The 16,463-nt window shown below is 68.6% G+C and carries 11 protein-coding genes and 1 pseudogene; 6 read left to right on the top strand and 6 right to left on the bottom strand.

The features are described 5' to 3' along the window. Nucleotides 1-317 precede the first annotated feature (317 nt). Nucleotides 318-1,142, top strand: coding sequence for a nucleotidyltransferase family protein (locus D187_RS22580; RefSeq protein WP_081713808.1), 825 nt, complete (start codon nucleotides 318-320; stop codon nucleotides 1,140-1,142). After that, complete coding sequence (locus D187_RS22585) at nucleotides 1,126-1,830, top strand: metallophosphoesterase family protein (RefSeq protein ID WP_002624051.1); 705 nt, start codon at nucleotides 1,126-1,128, stop codon at nucleotides 1,828-1,830. The genes D187_RS22580 and D187_RS22585 overlap by 17 nt, the downstream gene beginning before the upstream one ends. 16 nt (nucleotides 1,831-1,846) lie before the next feature. On the opposite strand, the gene D187_RS22590 is transcribed toward D187_RS22585, so the two are convergent. From D187_RS22590 to D187_RS22605, 4 genes are read right to left on the bottom strand one after another with little or no spacing between them, the layout of a single operon-like run. Beyond that, on the bottom strand, nucleotides 1,847-3,337 hold the full coding sequence (locus D187_RS22590) for a DUF4340 domain-containing protein (protein WP_002624052.1): 1,491 nt from the start codon (nucleotides 3,335-3,337) through the stop codon (nucleotides 1,847-1,849). Next, complete coding sequence (locus D187_RS22595) at nucleotides 3,334-4,917, bottom strand: GldG family protein (protein WP_002624053.1); 1,584 nt, start codon at nucleotides 4,915-4,917, stop codon at nucleotides 3,334-3,336. The genes D187_RS22590 and D187_RS22595 overlap by 4 nt, the downstream gene beginning before the upstream one ends. A 24-nt stretch (nucleotides 4,918-4,941) precedes the next feature. After that, the gene (locus tag D187_RS22600) at nucleotides 4,942-5,736 is read right to left on the bottom strand and encodes an ABC transporter permease (RefSeq protein ID WP_002624054.1); all 795 of its coding nucleotides are present in this window, start codon (nucleotides 5,734-5,736) and stop codon (nucleotides 4,942-4,944) included. A 54-nt stretch (nucleotides 5,737-5,790) separates the two neighbouring features. After that, nucleotides 5,791-6,522, bottom strand: coding sequence for an ABC transporter ATP-binding protein (locus D187_RS22605; RefSeq protein WP_002624055.1), 732 nt, complete (start codon nucleotides 6,520-6,522; stop codon nucleotides 5,791-5,793). 166 nt (nucleotides 6,523-6,688) lie between these two features. On the opposite strand from D187_RS22605, the gene D187_RS22610 reads away from it, so the two are divergent. After that, on the top strand, nucleotides 6,689-7,882 hold the full coding sequence (locus D187_RS22610) for an aspartate kinase (RefSeq protein ID WP_020918206.1): 1,194 nt from the start codon (nucleotides 6,689-6,691) through the stop codon (nucleotides 7,880-7,882). Nucleotides 7,883-7,994: 112 nt separating this feature from the next. Beyond that, complete coding sequence (locus D187_RS22615) at nucleotides 7,995-10,529, top strand: N,N-dimethylformamidase beta subunit family domain-containing protein (protein ID WP_002624057.1); 2,535 nt, start codon at nucleotides 7,995-7,997, stop codon at nucleotides 10,527-10,529. 64 nt (nucleotides 10,530-10,593) lie between these two features. Here D187_RS22615 and D187_RS22620 read toward each other — a convergent pair whose 3' ends face one another. Further along, nucleotides 10,594-11,544, bottom strand: a complete 951-nt coding sequence (locus tag D187_RS22620) for an ATP-binding protein (RefSeq protein ID WP_002624058.1) — start codon at nucleotides 11,542-11,544, stop codon at nucleotides 10,594-10,596. Between the two features lie 129 nt (nucleotides 11,545-11,673). Then, nucleotides 11,674-12,321: a hypothetical protein gene (locus D187_RS22625; RefSeq protein ID WP_002624059.1), complete on the bottom strand. Its 648-nt coding sequence runs from the start codon at nucleotides 12,319-12,321 to the stop codon at nucleotides 11,674-11,676. Nucleotides 12,322-12,601: 280 nt separating this feature from the next. Here D187_RS22625 and D187_RS22630 point away from each other — a divergent pair, with 280 nt between their 5' ends. Together D187_RS22630 and D187_RS22635 are read left to right on the top strand one after the other, a co-directional pair. After that, entirely contained in the window at nucleotides 12,602-16,225 is a 3,624-nt protein-coding gene (locus D187_RS22630; protein WP_002624061.1) for a tetratricopeptide repeat protein, read from the top strand. A 29-nt stretch (nucleotides 16,226-16,254) separates the two neighbouring features. Further along, a pseudogene (locus tag D187_RS22635) lies at nucleotides 16,255-16,463 on the top strand (adventurous gliding motility TPR repeat lipoprotein GltE); the annotation flags it as partial.

Genomic DNA, 16,463 nt, shown 5'->3' on the forward strand with positions numbered 1-16,463 from the left:
CCGCTGGAGCGGCTCCTGGCGCCCTGGACGGAGGTGTCTCCGTCCACGGCGATGGGTGGGTCCTCGTCACGAGCGTCTCCCCTCGAAGTCTGCCCGGCCCTGGGGTGCGCGCGGCTCGTTCGCTGGAAGAGACACCGTGGCCCCGAAAAACGAAAAGCGGCCCGGACGAAAACTGAAAGCGTAGGGATTTCGAGCCCTTGGGAACACGCCCGCCTGCCCTCCAAGCGGACCTGGGTCCAATTTCGACGGGGGTCCGCCCCGTCCCTAGCTTTCCCCCCATGGAAATGGAAAAGCGAGACTCCAATCATCCAGGAGAGATGGGAATCGACGCCTCGCTCGCCGAGCGGCAACGTCATCCCGAGGAACTCAACACGCGCGGGCGCGCCGTCGAGGTTCTGTTGGACGCGGGCGTGCCATTCCTGGTGGGAGGGGCCTACGCGTACTCCGCCTATACGGGCATCTACCGCGACACGAAGGATCTGGATCTGTTCCCGCGCAAACGCGACGCGGAACAGGCGCTGATCGTCCTGGAGAAGGACGGCTGGCGCACGGAGCGCACGGACGAGGCGTGGCTCTACAAGGCCTGGCGGGGTGACTACTTCGTCGACTTCATCTTCTCCTCGGGCAACGGAGTGGCCACGGTGGACGACGAGTGGTTCGAGCACGCGCGCAAGGCGCCGGTGTTCGGCCGCGAGTGTCTGGTGTCCCCGGCCGAGGAGACCATCTGGTCCAAGGCCTTCGTCACCGAGCGCGAGCGCTATGACGGCGCGGACATCAACCACCTCATCCTCAAGATGGGGCACGGCATGGACTGGGCGCGGCTGCTGCGCCGCTTCGACCGGTACTGGGAAGTGCTGCTCAGCCACCTGATGATGTTCCGCTTCGCCTACCCGTGCGAGCGCGACCTGGTGCCCACGTGGCTCATGACGGAGCTCATGTCGCGCACGCTCGACACCTTGAAGGAGGGCAACTGGCAGGAGCGCTTGTGCCGCGGCACGCTCATCTCCAAGGTGAACTACATGGTGGACATCCATCACTGGGGCTACCGGGATGGCAAGTCCTGGGACGAGCGGGATCGAGAGAAGGGGGACGCACGTGGCGCGAGATGCGAACTCGAAAATACGCTTGGCGGCGGTCGGTGATCTCCACTGCCGGGACGATCAGCACGGACGCTTCCGCCAGTTCGTCAAGCAGGTCAACGCGGAGGCGGATCTGCTGGTGCTCTGCGGAGACCTGACGGATCGCGGCATGGTGGAGGAGGGCAAGGTGCTCGCCGAGGAGCTGTCCGCGCTGCGCGTCCCGGTGGCCGCGGTGCTCGGCAATCATGACTACGAGCACAACCAGGCCAAGGAGATCTGCGGCGAGCTGGCGCGCGCCGGGGTGCACATCCTCGATGGGGACCACTTCATCTTCGAGAAGGTGCTGGGGGTGGCGGGCGTGAAGGGCTTCGGTGGAGGCTTCGGCAACGCCACGCTGCAGGCCTTCGGCGAGGGGCAGACGAAGTCCTTCGTCCAGGAGGCGGTGCACGAGTCGCTCAAGCTGGAAGCGGCGCTCAGCCACCTGGATACGCCCAAGAAGGTCGTCATCATGCACTACTCCCCCGTGGCGGAGACGCTGGAGGGGGAGAACATCGAGATCCGCCCCTTCCTGGGCACCAGCCGGCTGGCGATGCCGGTGGACCACTACGGCGCGGAGGCGGTCTTCCATGGCCACGCGCACCATGGCGCGCCCCAGGCGAAGACGAAGAGCGGCATCCCCGTCTACAACGTGGCGATGCCGCTCATGACGAAGATGCACCCGGAGCAGCGCTTCCTGCTGCTCGAGGTGTGAGGCCTCGCGCGCCCGCTCAGGGCGCGTTGCCCTGTCCCTGATCCAGCAACTCCTCCAGCGTCAGGGGCAGGGCGTCGAGCGCGGCGGTGCTCAGCTCGTAGATGTCCTCGGACGAGCCCCGCCCGAAGGTGCGCTGGGAGTTGTCCGGCACGGGGTTTCCCAGCCACAGCCGCGCCATCTCCTGGCCCGTGCCATCCATCAGCGTGACCCCGCGGGAGCTGTCGGTGATGCCGTAGCGCGCCCCGAGCTTCGCCCCGGTGGCGACCACGGCCTCCGCCTCGAGCTTCTCCAGCGAGCCGAGCAGGGAGGCCACCTTGAATTCCCGGGCCCGGCCAGGCAGGGGGGACACCACCTCCCAGCGTTTGGTTTGCGAGTCCTTCTCCAGGGTGATGGGCTCGCCGCGGCCGCCGGGGTGGATGACGAACTTCTCCACCTGGCCGGCCTGCACCTCGAGCACCTTCTTGCTCTTGAAGTCCAGGGGCGGGGGCTCCAGCACGGCGAGGGCACCGGAGTCCACCTGCGCCAGCATGGGCTCCTTCACGCCCTCGGTGCTCACGAAGGCCCGCTTGAAGCCGCCCACCTGCAGCTCCACGAACCGCAGGCGCATGGGCCCGCCGACCTTGGGCACCAGGGTGGCCTCCACCACGGGTTTCTCCAGGGCCCGCTTCACCTGGGGCTCCCACTCCGGTTCCGGGAAGCCGATGGCCTTGTAGCGATTCAGCTCTTTGAAGATGCTCGCCACGCGCCTGGTATCCGCGCGCATCACCATCGGCTGGGCCATCTGCCAGGGCTTGTCGGTGGTGGCGCGCTCCAGGAGGAGGGTGTTCTTGCGCCCCTTCAGCTCGATGCGCAGCAGCGAGGACTCCTCCAGGCCAAACACCACGTGATTCCTCCAGGAGGAGGGCTCCTTGAGCAGCAGCACGCGCAGCTCGCCCTGGGCGAGGTAGACGTGGGGATCTCCTTCGCGGCGCACGTACACCGAGCCGTCGAAGACGTTCTCGATGCCCAGATGGAACGTCACCGAGTGCTGGCGCGAGGCGTCCTGCGCGCCGCCTCCCTGGGCGTCCGGTACGTAGGCCCGGGCCGACACGGTGGCGCGAGGTGGCTTCAACCCGAAGCGCTCCAGCTCCTCGTCGGTGGGCTTGTCGGTGACCGTCGCGCTGAACCGTGCGTCCGCGAGCTCGTCGACCAGTCCGAGCACCTCCTTGTGCTCGGCCAGCGCGGACACGGGCGAGGTGACGCGCCAGGCGCCGTCGCGCAGCTCCAGCTCCGTCCTGCCCTGGGGCACATCGATGGAGATCCAGGTGAAGACGGGGGCGGCCGGGGTGCCGCCATCCGTGCCGGGCGCCTCGGGCGAGGAGGTGGGGAAGAGCGCGCCGGGTGTCTCCGTCGCCGGAGGCTGCTCGGCCCGGGGCTTCATCACCCCGAAGTACGCATAGAGGCCGAGTCCTCCGGCCACCAGCGTGGTGGCCAGCAAGGTGACGAGGTTCTTCTGTCGGGCGTTCACTTGTTGCGCCTCGAGAGCCAGATGGCCAGCCCCACGCCGAGCAGCGACAGGGGCAGTACATCGGTGGTGAGGAAGCGGATGCGGCCGAGCAGGGCCGCGTCCAGGGTGAGGGTGGAGGTCTCCCGATCGGGCGGGCGGATGGTGACCTTGTCGGATTGTTGGGTGGCCCAGCCGAAGGCGTTCATCACCAGGTTGCGGTTGCCCTCGTGGCCCCAGTTGGAGTCGAAGAGCAGCTCCGAGTCACCCACCACCACGAGCCGCGCCTCATCGGAGCGCTTGTTCGCGGCGTCCGCCGTCGCGCGCGTGCTGGCGGTGACGAGGGGAATCTGCCCCGTGCGCTCGCCCTCGCCGGGGGCCGGATTCTCGTCGGGCGCCGACTCCTCCCAGCCATAGGGCGAGGTGCGCAGCACGCTCTCCACCTTCACTCCCGGCGCGAACCCCTCCGTGAGCAGGGTGAGGCCCCGGGCCGTGGGCAGCTCGATGTTGAGTTGCTGCTGGCGCAGCAGCCGGGAGATCTCATGATCGCCGAAGAAGAGGGACACGACGAGGTAGGGGCTGCCGCCGTTGAACTGCGCGTCGGCGACCACGCCCGGATCGATCCCCACGCCGTACTCCGCGAACAGCTTCCTCAGCTCGGGGCCCGGCTCTCCATACGCCTCGGCGAAGTAGATCATCCTTCCCCCGGCGGCGAGGTAGGCGCGCAGCGCTTCCACCTCGGGCGTGTTGAAGGGCGCCTTGGCTCCCGCGACGACGAGCAGCGCGGCGTCCCGGGGCACCGGCGTGCCGCCTCCGAGGTTGATCTCCCGCGGGGCGTAGCCTTCCCGGGTGAGCTGCTGCCTCATCTCCGTCAGGCTCGTCTTGCGGCCCTGCTGGCCGGGGCGGGGGATGTCCCGCTCCAGGGGCCACTCGCCATGACCGATGACGAAGTACACCCGCTGGTCGCTCGCGCGGGTGAGCTGGAGCAGGGCGTTGGTGAGATCCTGCTCGCTGATGACGTTGAGCGAGGTGTGGGCCTCGTTGGCTCCCTCGCCGCGCACGAGCACCACCGTCGTCTGTCCACCGCGCAGCGAGTACTTCTGGGTGAGATCCGGCCGGCGCAGCGGATCCTCGAAGGAGTAGGAGAAGCGCTCGGGCGCCTCGGTGCGGTAGCGCTCGAGGGTGGCGCGCAGGGACTCGCGCGCGGGGTGCTGCGGGGACAGGAAGGCGATGGCCCGCACGGGCTCGCGCAGGGACTCGAGCACGCCCACCGTCTGGGGCGACAGCGTGAAGACCTTGTGCTTCGTCAGATCCCAACGCTGGTTGCGCGCGTGGGCGATGTAGTTGACGGCCCCGAGCCCGAGCAGCACCAGGAGCACCATCAGCGCGCTGCTGCCGAAGAAGAAGCTGGAGCGGCGCGAGGCGAACTGGCCGAGCCGCTTGAAGTTCGTGGCGAAGTACACCGCCACGAGCCCGAGCCCCAGCACCGCCTTGATGACGAAGAGGGGGAACGAGCCCGAGGTGACGAAGAGGGTGAAGGGGCTGGACAGCAGCAGCAAGAGCCCGAGTCCGCCCAGGATCCTACCGAGGTTGGCCGCTTTCATGGTGGGTACCGGAGTCCTGTCCGCTCAGGCCCAGCGCTGGGCTTCCACCGTGCGGTGGCAGAGCAGCAGCGCGAGCAGGATGACGGACACGAAGAAGACGGGGGTCTGGAGATCCAACACGCCGCCGAGCAGCCCCGACAGCTGCGAGGAGAAGGACACGTAGGCGAGCAGGGAGCGCACGGGCTCGTCGGTGCTCTGGGCGAGGCCGCCGAGCATCAACCACGGCAGCAGCACGGCGAAGGTCACCAGCGCGGCCACCATCTGGCTCTGGGTGAGCGCGGAGATGAACAGGCCGATGGCCATGCAGGTGGCGCCCCACAACAAGAGCCCGCCGTAGCCCAGCAGCACCGTGCCCCACTCCAGCGCGGAGCCGGACTCGCCCTGGCCGAGCCACGCGAGCAGCGCGGGGTAGAGCAGCGTGAGCCCGAGCGTCGCCGTGACGAGGCCCAGCCCCCCGAGGTACTTGCCCAGGACGATCTCCACGGGCCGGATGGGCGTCGTCATCAACAGCTCGAACGTCTTGTTGCGCTTCTCCTCGGCGAACAGCCGCATGGACAGGAAGGGCACCACGAAGAGCGTGAGCGTCATCACCGTGTGCCAGAAGGGCACCATCACCCCGTCGGTGAGGTTGCGGAAATGCGGGGGCACGTTCTCCCAGCCGGACTGGCGTGCCATCTCCTGGGCGCGCTGGAACTCGGAGAGGGTGTTGATGAAGAAGAACGACGCCACGGTCTGCATCGCCGTGAGGACCGCGTAGGCCCACGGGGTGGTGAAATACAGGGACAGCTCCTTACGGGCGATCGCCAGGGCGGTGCGCATCCGGGAACCTCCAGGGAAAACCCCAAGCGGGGAAAGGGGGGAACGCGCGGCGCTTCACGCCGCGGTCAACCTGATGAAGATCTCCTCCAGGGACGCCTTGCCGTCCGCGCCCGAGTGCTGGCGCTCCAGCTTGCGCAGGGTGTCGTACGCCACGACGCGGCCCTGGTGGAGGATGAGCACCTTCTCGCACGTCATCGTCACCTCGGGGAGGATGTGCGTGGAGAGCAGCACGGTGTGCTTGCCCGCGAGCCCCTTGATGAGGGCGCGGACCTCGGCGCGCTGGGAGGGATCCAGGCCCTCGGTGGGCTCGTCGAGGATGAGCACGGGCGGGGAGCCGAGCAGGGCCTGGGCGATGCCCACGCGCTGCTGGTAGCCCTTGGAGAGGTTCTGGATGAGCCGGCCCATCACGTCCGACAGCCCGGTGAGCCCGGCCACCCGCTCCACCTCGGCGTTGAGCCCCCGGCCGGGCACCTGCTTGAGCCGCGCCACGAAGCGCAGGTAGCCCACCACCGTCATCTCCGGGTAGAGCGGCGGCGTCTCCGGCAGGTAGCCGATGCGTCGTTTGACCTCCAGCGGGTGCTCGAACACGTCGAAGCCGGCCACCCGGGCGGTGCCCTCGGAGGGGGGAAGGAAGCCGGTGAGCAGCTTCATGGTGGTGGACTTGCCCGCGCCGTTGGGGCCCAGGAATCCGAGGATCTCCCCCTCGGCGAGCGAGAAGTCCAGGTGGTCCACCGCGACGCGCTCCCGGTAGCGCTTGGTGAGCTGGCGCACCTCGATCATGGCCATGTGGGGGCTCCTGCGGGCGGCACGGGGGAGGGGAGGGGCGGGCACGGGAGGGGCGAGCGGGGGCGGGCCTTGTGCATGGGGTGCTTCCAGTGTGTCTTGGCGGACGCGCCGGGTCAGGTTACCTGTGACCTTTTCGGGTCTCTAGGAACAAAGCATCGGATTCCTTATGCCAATCGTGGTGCAGAAGTATGGTGGCTCGTCGGTCGCCGACGTGGAGAAGCTTCGCCGGGTGGCGCTCCGGGTCCAGCAGACGCGCGAGCGGGGCTATCAGGTGGTGGTCGTCGTCTCCGCCCGGGGGGACACCACGGACGAGCTGCTGGCCCTGGCCAAGCAGGTGTCGGCGGATCCCCCGCGGCGCGAGCTGGACATGCTGCTCACGTGCGGCGAGCGCATCTCCATGGCGCTCTTGTCCATGGCCCTGCAGGAGATGGGCGTGCCGGCCATCAGCTTCACGGGCAGTCAGAGCGGCATCATCACCAATGACGTGCACTCGCAGGCGCGCATCGTGGAGGTGCGGCCCTACCGGATAGAGGAGGAGCTCGCGCGGGGCCAGGTGGTGATCGTCGCGGGCTACCAGGGCGTGTCCTCCAAGCGCGAGGTGACGACGCTGGGGCGGGGAGGCTCGGACACCACGGCGGTGGCGCTCGCGGCGGCGCTGGGGGCCGAGTCGTGTGAAATCTACTCGGACGTGGACGGCATCTTCAGCGCGGATCCGCGGGTGGTGCCCGACGCGCGCAAGCTCGAGTCGCTCTCGTACGACGAGATGCAGGAGCTGGCGAGCGCGGGGGCCAAGGTGCTCAACGCCCAGGCGGTGGAGTTCGCCAAGGCGCGCGGCATCGTCATCCAGGCGCGCACGGCGCACGGGCAGGGCACGGGCACCCGGGTGGAGCAGGGCTCGCCCGGGGACACCGGGGTCAAGGGGGTGACGGCCGAGGGGGACATGGCGGTGTTGTCGGCGGTGGGCGGGCCCGCCCGGGTGGCGCAGGTGCTGGAGTTCCTGGACGCGCGGGCCGTGCGGGGCCGGGCGCTGGCCTTCGATGGCTTGTTGGGACGCGAGGGCCGGGCGTTCATCGCGGTGCCCCTGCAGGACGTGCACGGGTTGCAGGCGCTCCAGCGCGAGCTGGGCGAGCGCTTCGGCGAGTCGGTGACCCTGCGCGAGGAGGTGGGCGCGGTGACGGCGGTGGGCGCGGGCATCAACGCCGACTGGAGCCTCTTGCGGCGCGCGTTGGGGGTGGCCGAGGAACTGGGCGCCCGCGTGCACGCGGTGCACACCTCACCGCTCCAGCTCACGCTCCTGGTGGATAAGCAACATTTGAAGGGCCTGACGTCCCGGTTGCATCGGGAGTTCCTCGGCGCGTGAGCCTGCTCCTTATGTCCAAGATGTCCAAGGAGTTACTCACGCCGGGTGCTGCCACTTCCCCATCCAGTCCCGGTGCTTACCCTCGACCCCGCGAGGGGTACGGGAGACAGGCATGGGACAGGGTCGAAACGTCAGCCGGCAATCGTTGTTCGCCATGGGGTGTCTGCTGGGACTCCTCATGGGATGTACGCAGAATCCTACCCCTCCTCCCGTTCGGGGGGGGGAGCAGAACCCCATTCAGGATCCAGACGCGGGCACGCCCATCCTGGTCGACGGAGGGGTGAAGCAGCCCCCGTCGGGTCCGGGAGACGCGGGGACGCCTCCCGAGCCGCATGACGCCCAGCGCATCCGCAAGGAGAACGCGCGTCCGGGGACGAGTGCCTGGCGCATCACCAAGGGCGCCAACCAGAACGAGATCGACGGCTACGCGCTCGAGTCCACGGTGTCGCCGGGACAGCGGGTGTCCATCGCGGTGTCGGTGAAGGACGGGCCGCGCAAGTTCTCCTGGGAGGTGTACCGGCTGGGCTACTACGGCGGGCTGGGAGGCCGGGAGGTGGCGCGCGGAGGTCCGCTGCAGGCGGTGCCCCAGGGCGCGTGCCCGCCGCAGCGGCCCACGGGGCTGGTGAGCTGCACCTGGCGGCCGACGCTGGAGATTGAAACGGACGCGAAGTGGGTGCCGGGCGTGTACCTGGTGAAGCTGGTGCGCGAGGACAACCTGCAGCGCTACGTGCCGTTCTTCGTGAGGGATCCGCGGCCGGGCGCCGAGGTGATGGTGATCATCCCCACCCAGACCTGGCAGGCGTACAACGCCTGGGGTGGCACCAGCCTCTACGACGACAAGTACAGCATCACGGGGGTGGGGCGTGCCTTCCAGGCCTCGTTCGATCGGCCCTACTACCGCGGCCAGGGCTCGGGCCACCTCATGGACGATGAGCAGGGGCTCATCCTGTGGCTGGAGGCGCAGGGGCTGGACGTGGCGTACGTCACCGACGAGGAGATGGACCGCAGCGGGGAGATCCTCGACGAGGCCAAGGTGTTCATCATGTCGGGGCACGATGAGTACTGGACGCGCGCGCAGCGCGACCGGGCCGACAAGGCGCAGGCCGAGGGCCGCTCGCTCATCAACCTCGGAGCGAACCAGGCCTACTGGCAGGTGCGGCTCGAGCCGTCGGCGGATGGCCGGCCGCGCCGGATCGTCACCTGCTACAAGGGCGACAAGCGCGACACGGTGAGCCTGAAGAGCCCGGACTGGACGGGGAAGTTCCGGGACCTGGCGCCCAAGCGTCCGGAGAACGAGCTGCTGGGCGTGATGTTCTCGGCGCGCTGGCACCAGTTCGCCCACCCCACGGTCATCACCCAGGAAGACCACTGGGCCCTGGCGGGCACGGGGCTGAAGAACGGCGACATCATCTGGCGCGCCAACGGCTACGAGCAGGATCAGCTGGTGGAGAATGGCAAGTCGCCCGGGAACGTGGCGGTGCTGGCCGAGTCCCCCGCGCTGTCGCTGCAGGGCGGCTTCGGCTTCGGGCAGATGGTGGTGTTCCGCAAGGGCAAGGCGTGGGTGTTCTCCGCGGGCGGCATCGACTTCGTGCACGTGCTGGGCAACAGCGACTCGGGCAACCCGCGTGCGGCGCGCATCGTGGCCAACGTGCTCTACAAGGGCCTGGGCCGGGAGGTGCCGGACAACCTGGTGACCCTCACGCCCAAGCCCCTGCCGCCGCCGAGGATTCCCGCGCCGGCCACGGTGCGCACGGTGGCGGGACTGGCCGGCAAGCGGGGAGACCAGGATGGTCCTCCGGGCCGGGGCCTGCTGGCCGCGCCGGTGGCGGTGGCGGTGCTGCCCGGGGGCGGCTGGGCGGTGGCGGACGCGTTGGCCAACAAGGTGAAGCGCGTGTCGCCGGATGGCTCCGTCTCCACGCTCTCGCACGTGCGGCTCAATGGCCCGCTGGGAATCGCCGCGGACGCGCAGGGCAACGTGTACGTGTCCGACTCGGACAACTACTGCATCCGCCGCATCACGCCGGACGGCACGACGACGGTGTTCGCCGGAGCGGAGATGCAGCCGGGCGGCATGGACGGCAGCGCCCTGCAGGCGCGCTTCAACCAGCCCGCGGGGCTCTTCGTCACCCCGGCGCAGGAGCTGCTGGTGGCGGACCTGGGCAATGGCGTCATCCGCCGCATCGATCTGCTCGCGCCGGGCAACCCCGTGTCCACGCTCCCGGCGAACCTGTGGATGTACCGGCCCTCGGCGGTGGCGCAGGGTCCGGACGGCACGGTGTACGTGGTGGAGACGGGGATGATGCGCGTGCTCAAGCTGTCCAACGGCACGGTGAGCGTGCTGGCCGGCGCGCCTCCGGGCGGCTTCGCGGACGCGAGCGGTGAGGACGCGCGCATGCTGCCCTACGTGGGCATCGCGGTGATGCCCGACGGGAGCGTGGCGTTCTCGGATCCGGGCAACTACCGGGTGCGGCGCATCTCCCCCGCGGGCGAGGTGACGACGCTGGCGGGTTCGGGACGCTTCGGCGCGCGGGATGGCCGGGGCGCGGACGCGGACTTCGTGGTGCCCGGTGGGCTCGCCGTGGGCACGGATGGGACGCTGTACGTGGCGGACTCGGGCAACGCGCTGCTGCGCGCCATCACCCCGTGAGTCCGTGAAGTCTCCGCGAGCCCTCGTCCCCCGCGTGGTTGGGGGGGCGGGGGCTCGCGCCGTTTCAGCGGCCCGTGCCGCGCGAGCCCGTCGGAGGCGAGCCCGGACGCATGTCGGCCTCCTGGATGAGCCGGCGCCGATCGGGCGTGTCCTTGGGCATCTCCACGAAGGTGCACATCTCGCACAGCCGGCTGTAGATGCGCTCGCCCACGCGCTCGCGCAGCAGCTCCTGCTCGCGCAGGGCGCTCTTGGCGTCCTCGGCGGGGCGGTGGTAGCCGGCGGGTGCCGCCGTGCGCGAGGCGCGGCGCTCCGGCTCCAGCGAGTAGTTCGTCGCGAAGAGCGTGGTGCGGCCCGCGTTGTAGCGCCGGGCGATCAGCTCATCGAGCGTCTCCATCTCGAACTGGCTGCCGCGCCCCTTGCCCATCTCGTCGATGGCCAGCACGGCCACGTCCGACAGCGGGCCGATGATCTCCCCACCGCTCTTGCCCTCCTGGAAGCCGCGCCGGATGGTGGCGTAGAGCAGGGAGATCTCCACGTAGCGCGCCGCCAGGCCCAGCTCGAGCACCAGGTGCTTGAGCGTGGCGGCCATCAGGTGCGTCTTGCCGGTGCCCACCGGGCCGCTCAGCATGAAGCCCTTGTTCACCCCCGCCTTGTCGAAGTGGTGGGAGAAGTGCATGGCCAGGTTGCGCGCGCGATCCTGCGCCTCGTTGGCGGCGCGGTAGTTCTCGAAGCTCGCGTGCGAGGTGACTCCCGGCAGGCCGATGTCGTTGAAGAGCGCCACGCGCTTGGCGCGGTGCTGGCACACGCACGGCACGAGCACCTCGTAGCGCTTGGGGCCCACCTTGGCGCTGAAGGTCTGCTCCTTCACCTCGTAGGTGAACCCCCGGCCCTCACACAGGGGGCAGCGCACGGAGCACGAGCACACCCGGGCGTGCGCCCGGTCTCCCTGCCGCTCGATGACGTACGTCCGGCCCTCGCACGTGCCGCACACCTCGCCGCTCACCTTGCTCACCATGACCCCGGGCCATAGCAGAGCCACCTGACGCGCGTCAGCAGGCGAGACAGGTGTTCAGCGTGGCCGCCGCCCGACAATCAGCAGCCAGGCGGGCGCCCCGCCGCTCTTCCAGTCCGGCCCCACGGGCGCCTAGGCCTCGCCCAGGCCCAGGCGCCGGCGCACCGCCACGAGCAGCCGGAAGCGCCGCGACAGCCGCCGCGCGCGTCCGGACATGAACTGGGTGTCCGAGTCCACGCCCCGCGCCTGCCGCCACAGCTCCCGCCGCTCGGGGAAGGGCAGGGCGCGCAGCAACACGAGCCCCACGAGCGCCTCCCGGGTCTCCATCTCCGTGAAGTCCTGGGGCACGCGCTGGGCCAGCGCCTCGCGCAGCCGGTGGACGCGCGGCGCGAGCTCGGGCCGGGTCTCGGCCAGCCGCTCCAGCGAGGCCAGCAACTGCGCGTGCCGCGTCTCCTCCCAGGAGCGCGTGCGGGCCGAGCGCTTGCCCTCGCTGCCCGCGCCCGCCATGCGTTCGCGGTACTTCTTGATCTCCGCCTCCACCTGCCGGCGGCAGGCGCGCAGGCTGCGCAGCACGGGCTCTCCGGGGCGCGCATCCCACATGGCCTTCTCCGCGGAGCGGGAGATGCCGCGCGCCACCACCTCGAAGGGCACGGCCTGCACGGCCCACGCGCTGAGCAACTCCGTGTCCAGCGCCGACAGCATCAAGCCGCTGCCGCGCAGGGCCAGGAAGTAGTCGTGCACGCGCTCTTCGAAACTGGCGCTCTCGGGGAGGAGACTCATGTCGCTACAGGTCCGTTGCGGAGGGGATGCGGGCGACCGGGCCCACGTGCCCCCTTACCAGGGGCGGCTGACAGCGCAAGCGGACTCCCGCTTCAGTCACAGTCTGCGTGGAATCTTTCCAGTGGCACCAAAGCAAGCCGACGTGCCCTGAGGGCCCTGTTGACCGGGTTCGACGCACCACGCATAGTGCCGAGCCTCCCCGATGGAAATTCCCGAAGAGTCCCGGACACTTGCCGAGCAAGCAAGGCAGCCGGCCGGCAGACCCCCGCAGAGGAAACCCATGCGCCGTACGCTTCTTCTCAGCCTCCTGCTCCTGGCCACATCGGCCCCTGCGCAGGACAAGAAATCTCCGCGCGACGCCAGCCTTGGCAAGAAGAGCAGCACCGCGGTGATCGACAAGTCCCTCGCGGGTGACATCAGCCGCAAGAAGGAGAAGGCGGAAGCCGCCGCTCCCGCGCTGCAATACGATCAGTTCCGCCTGGGCGTGGAGGGGCAGGTGGCCTCCAAGCGGCGCGAGCAGATCGAGTCGCTCAAGAAGATCATCTCCCTGTCGGCGGACGCGAAGGAGCAGCCCTCGCTGCTCTTCCGCCTGGGCGAGTTGTACTGGGAGGAGTCGAAGTACTACTTCTTCGAGGCCAACCGGAAGGACGACGATCTGCTCGTGGCGATGAACGCCAACGACGCGGCGGGCCAGAGCAAGGCGAAGGCGGCCAAGGCCGAGCTGACCGCGCGCTCCAAGCAGTACGGCAAGCTCGCGCTGGAGCAGTACACGAAGATCGTCCAGAACTATCCGGACTTCGAGCGCTCGGACGAGGTGCTCTTCTTCCTGGGCACCAACCTCATGGAGGACGGCCAGGACCGCAAGGCGCTGGTGGCCTTCAAGCGCCTCATCGAGAAGTTCCCCCAGTCCAAGTACATGCCGGACACGTACTTCGCCTTCGGCGAGTACTACTTCAACAACTCCAAGGGCAAGCGTCCGGACCTGGAGCGGGCGCTCGCGGCCTACAAGAAGGCCGCCGAGTACACCGAGAGTCAGGTGTACGCCTTCGCCCTCTACAAGCAGGGCTGGTGCCACTTCAACCTGGCGGACTACCAGAACGCCAAGGACAAGTGGAAGGCCGTGGTGCTCTACGGCGAGCTGGCCGGCCCCGCCGCGGGGACGGACAAGGACGCCGCGGTGAACAAGAAGGGCAACTCGCTGGTGCGCGAGGCCCGTCAGGACTACGTGCGCGCCTACGCCCGCGAGGGTGACGTGATGCTCGCGCGCGAGGACTTCTCCAAGGTCGCGACCAATCCCGAGGACCGCTTCACGATGATGAAGGGTCTGGCCAACCTCTACTACGCGGACGGCAAGGACCGCGAGGCGGCCATCACCTACAACACCCTCATCAAGGAGAAGCCCCTCTCCCCCGAGGCGCCCGGCTTCCAGGGCCGCATCGTCGACATCGTTCTGCGCATGGGCAACAAGGACCGCACCGTCACCCAGGTGCGCCGGCTCGTGAAGATCATGAAGGAGGTCGAGAGCTCGGGTGTCATCAAGGACGACAAGGACAAGAAGGCGCTGGCCGAGGCGAAGGACCTGTCCGAGCGCACCCTGTCCAACCTGGCCGTCACCTGGCACAACGAGGCGAAGAAGACGCGCGAGGAGGCCACGTTCGGCTACGCCGACATGATCTACTCGGACTACCTCACGCTCTTCCCCGACAGCCCCAAGGCGTACGATCTGCGCTTCTTCTGGGCGGAACTGCTCAACGACAACCTGCAGAAGTACGACAAGGCCGCGGCCAACTACACCCTCGTCACCCTGCAGGACGTGAAGCTCTTGGAGGCCAAGGACGAGCAGGGCAACCCCAAGCCGGGCAAGCCGGGCAAGTGGCTCACCAACGCCGCGTACAACGCCGTGCTCGCCTATGACGAGATGGTGAAGGACGCGGAGAGCAAGGGCCTGTTCAAGGACGAGATCAGCAAGGACATCCGCAAGAAGGCCACCATCCCCCAGGCCCGCAAGGACTTGCTCGAGGCGTGCGAGCGCTACCTGAAGTACGTGCCCAAGGGTGACAAGCGGGTGGAGATCGCCTTCAAGGCGGCCAACATCTACTACCGCCACAACCACTTCGACGAGGCGGTCTTGCGCTTCAGCGAGATCGCGCTCGGCTCGCCCGAGTACAAGTTCGAGTCCGGCGAGCGCGCGGGCGAGGTGGCGGCCAACCTGGTGCTCGACTCGTACAACCTGCTCGAGGACTGGGCGAAGGTGAACGAGTGGGCGCGGCGCTTCTACAACAACGACAAGCTCGCCACGGGCAAGTTCCGCGACGAACTGTCCAAGGTCATCGAGCAGTCGGCGTTCAAGCTGGTGAGCGCGCTCGAGGCGAAGAACCAGTTCGCCAAGGCGGCCGAGGCCTACCTGTCCTTCGTGGCCGACTTCCCCCAGACGGAGATCGCCGACGTGGCGCTCTTCAACGCCTCGGTGGACTACTACAAGGCGAAGATGCTGGATAAGGCCATCCAGGTGCGCAAGGACATCATCGAGCGCTACCCCACGTCGCGCTTCGTGCCGGAGTGCATCTACAACAACGCGGAGGCGCTGGAGGCCATCGGTGACTTCCGCGAGTCCGGCGACGTGTACGAGCAGTACGTGGACGGCTACGAGGCGAGCAAGAGCGGCAAGACCGTGGCGCGCGCCGCGCCCGCCAAGAAGGCCACCAAGGCCAAGAAGGGCAAGAAGGGCAAGGACAAGGACGATGACGTGGTGGTCTCCACCCGGCCCGGCGCTCCCCAGAAGTGGGAGGAGTCCAAGGCCCAGGTGGCGCTGTTCAACGCGGCCACCTACCGCGAGGGTCTGGGCGAATACAAGGCGGCCCTCGCCCTGCGCGAGCGCTACCTGACGCTCTGGCCCAAGGCCAAGGACGCCGAGGACGTGTTCCTCTCCATCGTCGACCTGCACGAGAAGTCCGGCAACTACATCAAGGCCATGAGCCTGCTGGAGGAGTACGAGCGGCAGTACCAGAGCAAGCCGAGCAAGTTCCTCATGGCCGAGGGCCGCATCGTCGACATCTACGAGAAGAAGCTCCAGCGCCCGCGTGATACCGAGCGCCTCTACACCCGCATCCTCGAGTACTACGAGAAGCTGCCGCGCCGTCTGCAGCAGTCGCTGGAGAAGAACGCGCTGCCGGCCGTGGCGCGCGCCCAGTTCCGCAGCGTGGAGCCGGACTACCAGTTCTTCTCCCGCCTGAAGCTGTCCTGGGGCCGTCCGCCCAGCCCCGACAAGCTCAAGGCCTCCATCGCGGAGAAGAACAACTCGCGCGAGGTGGTGGAGAAGAAGTACGTGCAGACGGTGTCCATCGGCGCCGCCGAGCCCGCCATCTGCGCCCTGCACCGCCTGGGCATGGTCTACGACAACTTCGCCGACAGGATCGGCAACGCCCCCATGCCGCCGGGCATCGACGAGGAGACCGAGGGCGCGCTGCGCGAGGAGTTCGGCAACCAGGCCCTGCCCCTCAAGGAGAAGGCCGCCGAGGCGTTCATGACCGCCGTGGCCAAGAGCCAGGAGCTGAGCGTCTACAACGACTGCGCGGCCGAGAGCCTCAAGATGCTGCGCACCACCTACCGTCCGGAGCAGTTCCCGACGATGGTGGAGGAGAAGGTGGCCCTCACCAAGGGTCGTGACCTGGCCATCGGCGGGGACATGCTCGCCAAGATCCAGGACATCCCGCCCCCGCCGGTCGAGGTGGCCGAGGGCGACAAGGACACGAAGCAGGAAGTCGTCGAGGACGTGTCGGACCTCGCCAAGCGGCTTCAGCAGCAGACGGCTACCCAGGTTGACGGTCCGGCCGCGCCCACCAAGGAGGGCACGCCCAAGACCAAGGCCGGCACGGACGACCAGGAACCCGAGGACTTCCTCTAATGAATCGCCCCACGACGAATCACCCCTCCATGATGCGCTCACTCCTCGTGGCCGTGACCGCGGCGCTGTTCGCCGCGGGTTGCGCGGGCACCAACGCCAACAAGAACTCGGTTGTGGACTCGGGCAAGACGACGAAGTCCAACGAGCCGCAGTCCATCTCCAACCGCGCCAAGCTCCTCTTCGAGGACGCGCTCTCGGCGTATGAGGCCCAGAAGAAGTGGGGCGACCAGCGCGTGGG

Source organism: Cystobacter fuscus DSM 2262 (genome assembly GCF_000335475.2).
GTDB lineage: Bacteria > Myxococcota > Myxococcia > Myxococcales > Myxococcaceae > Cystobacter > Cystobacter fuscus.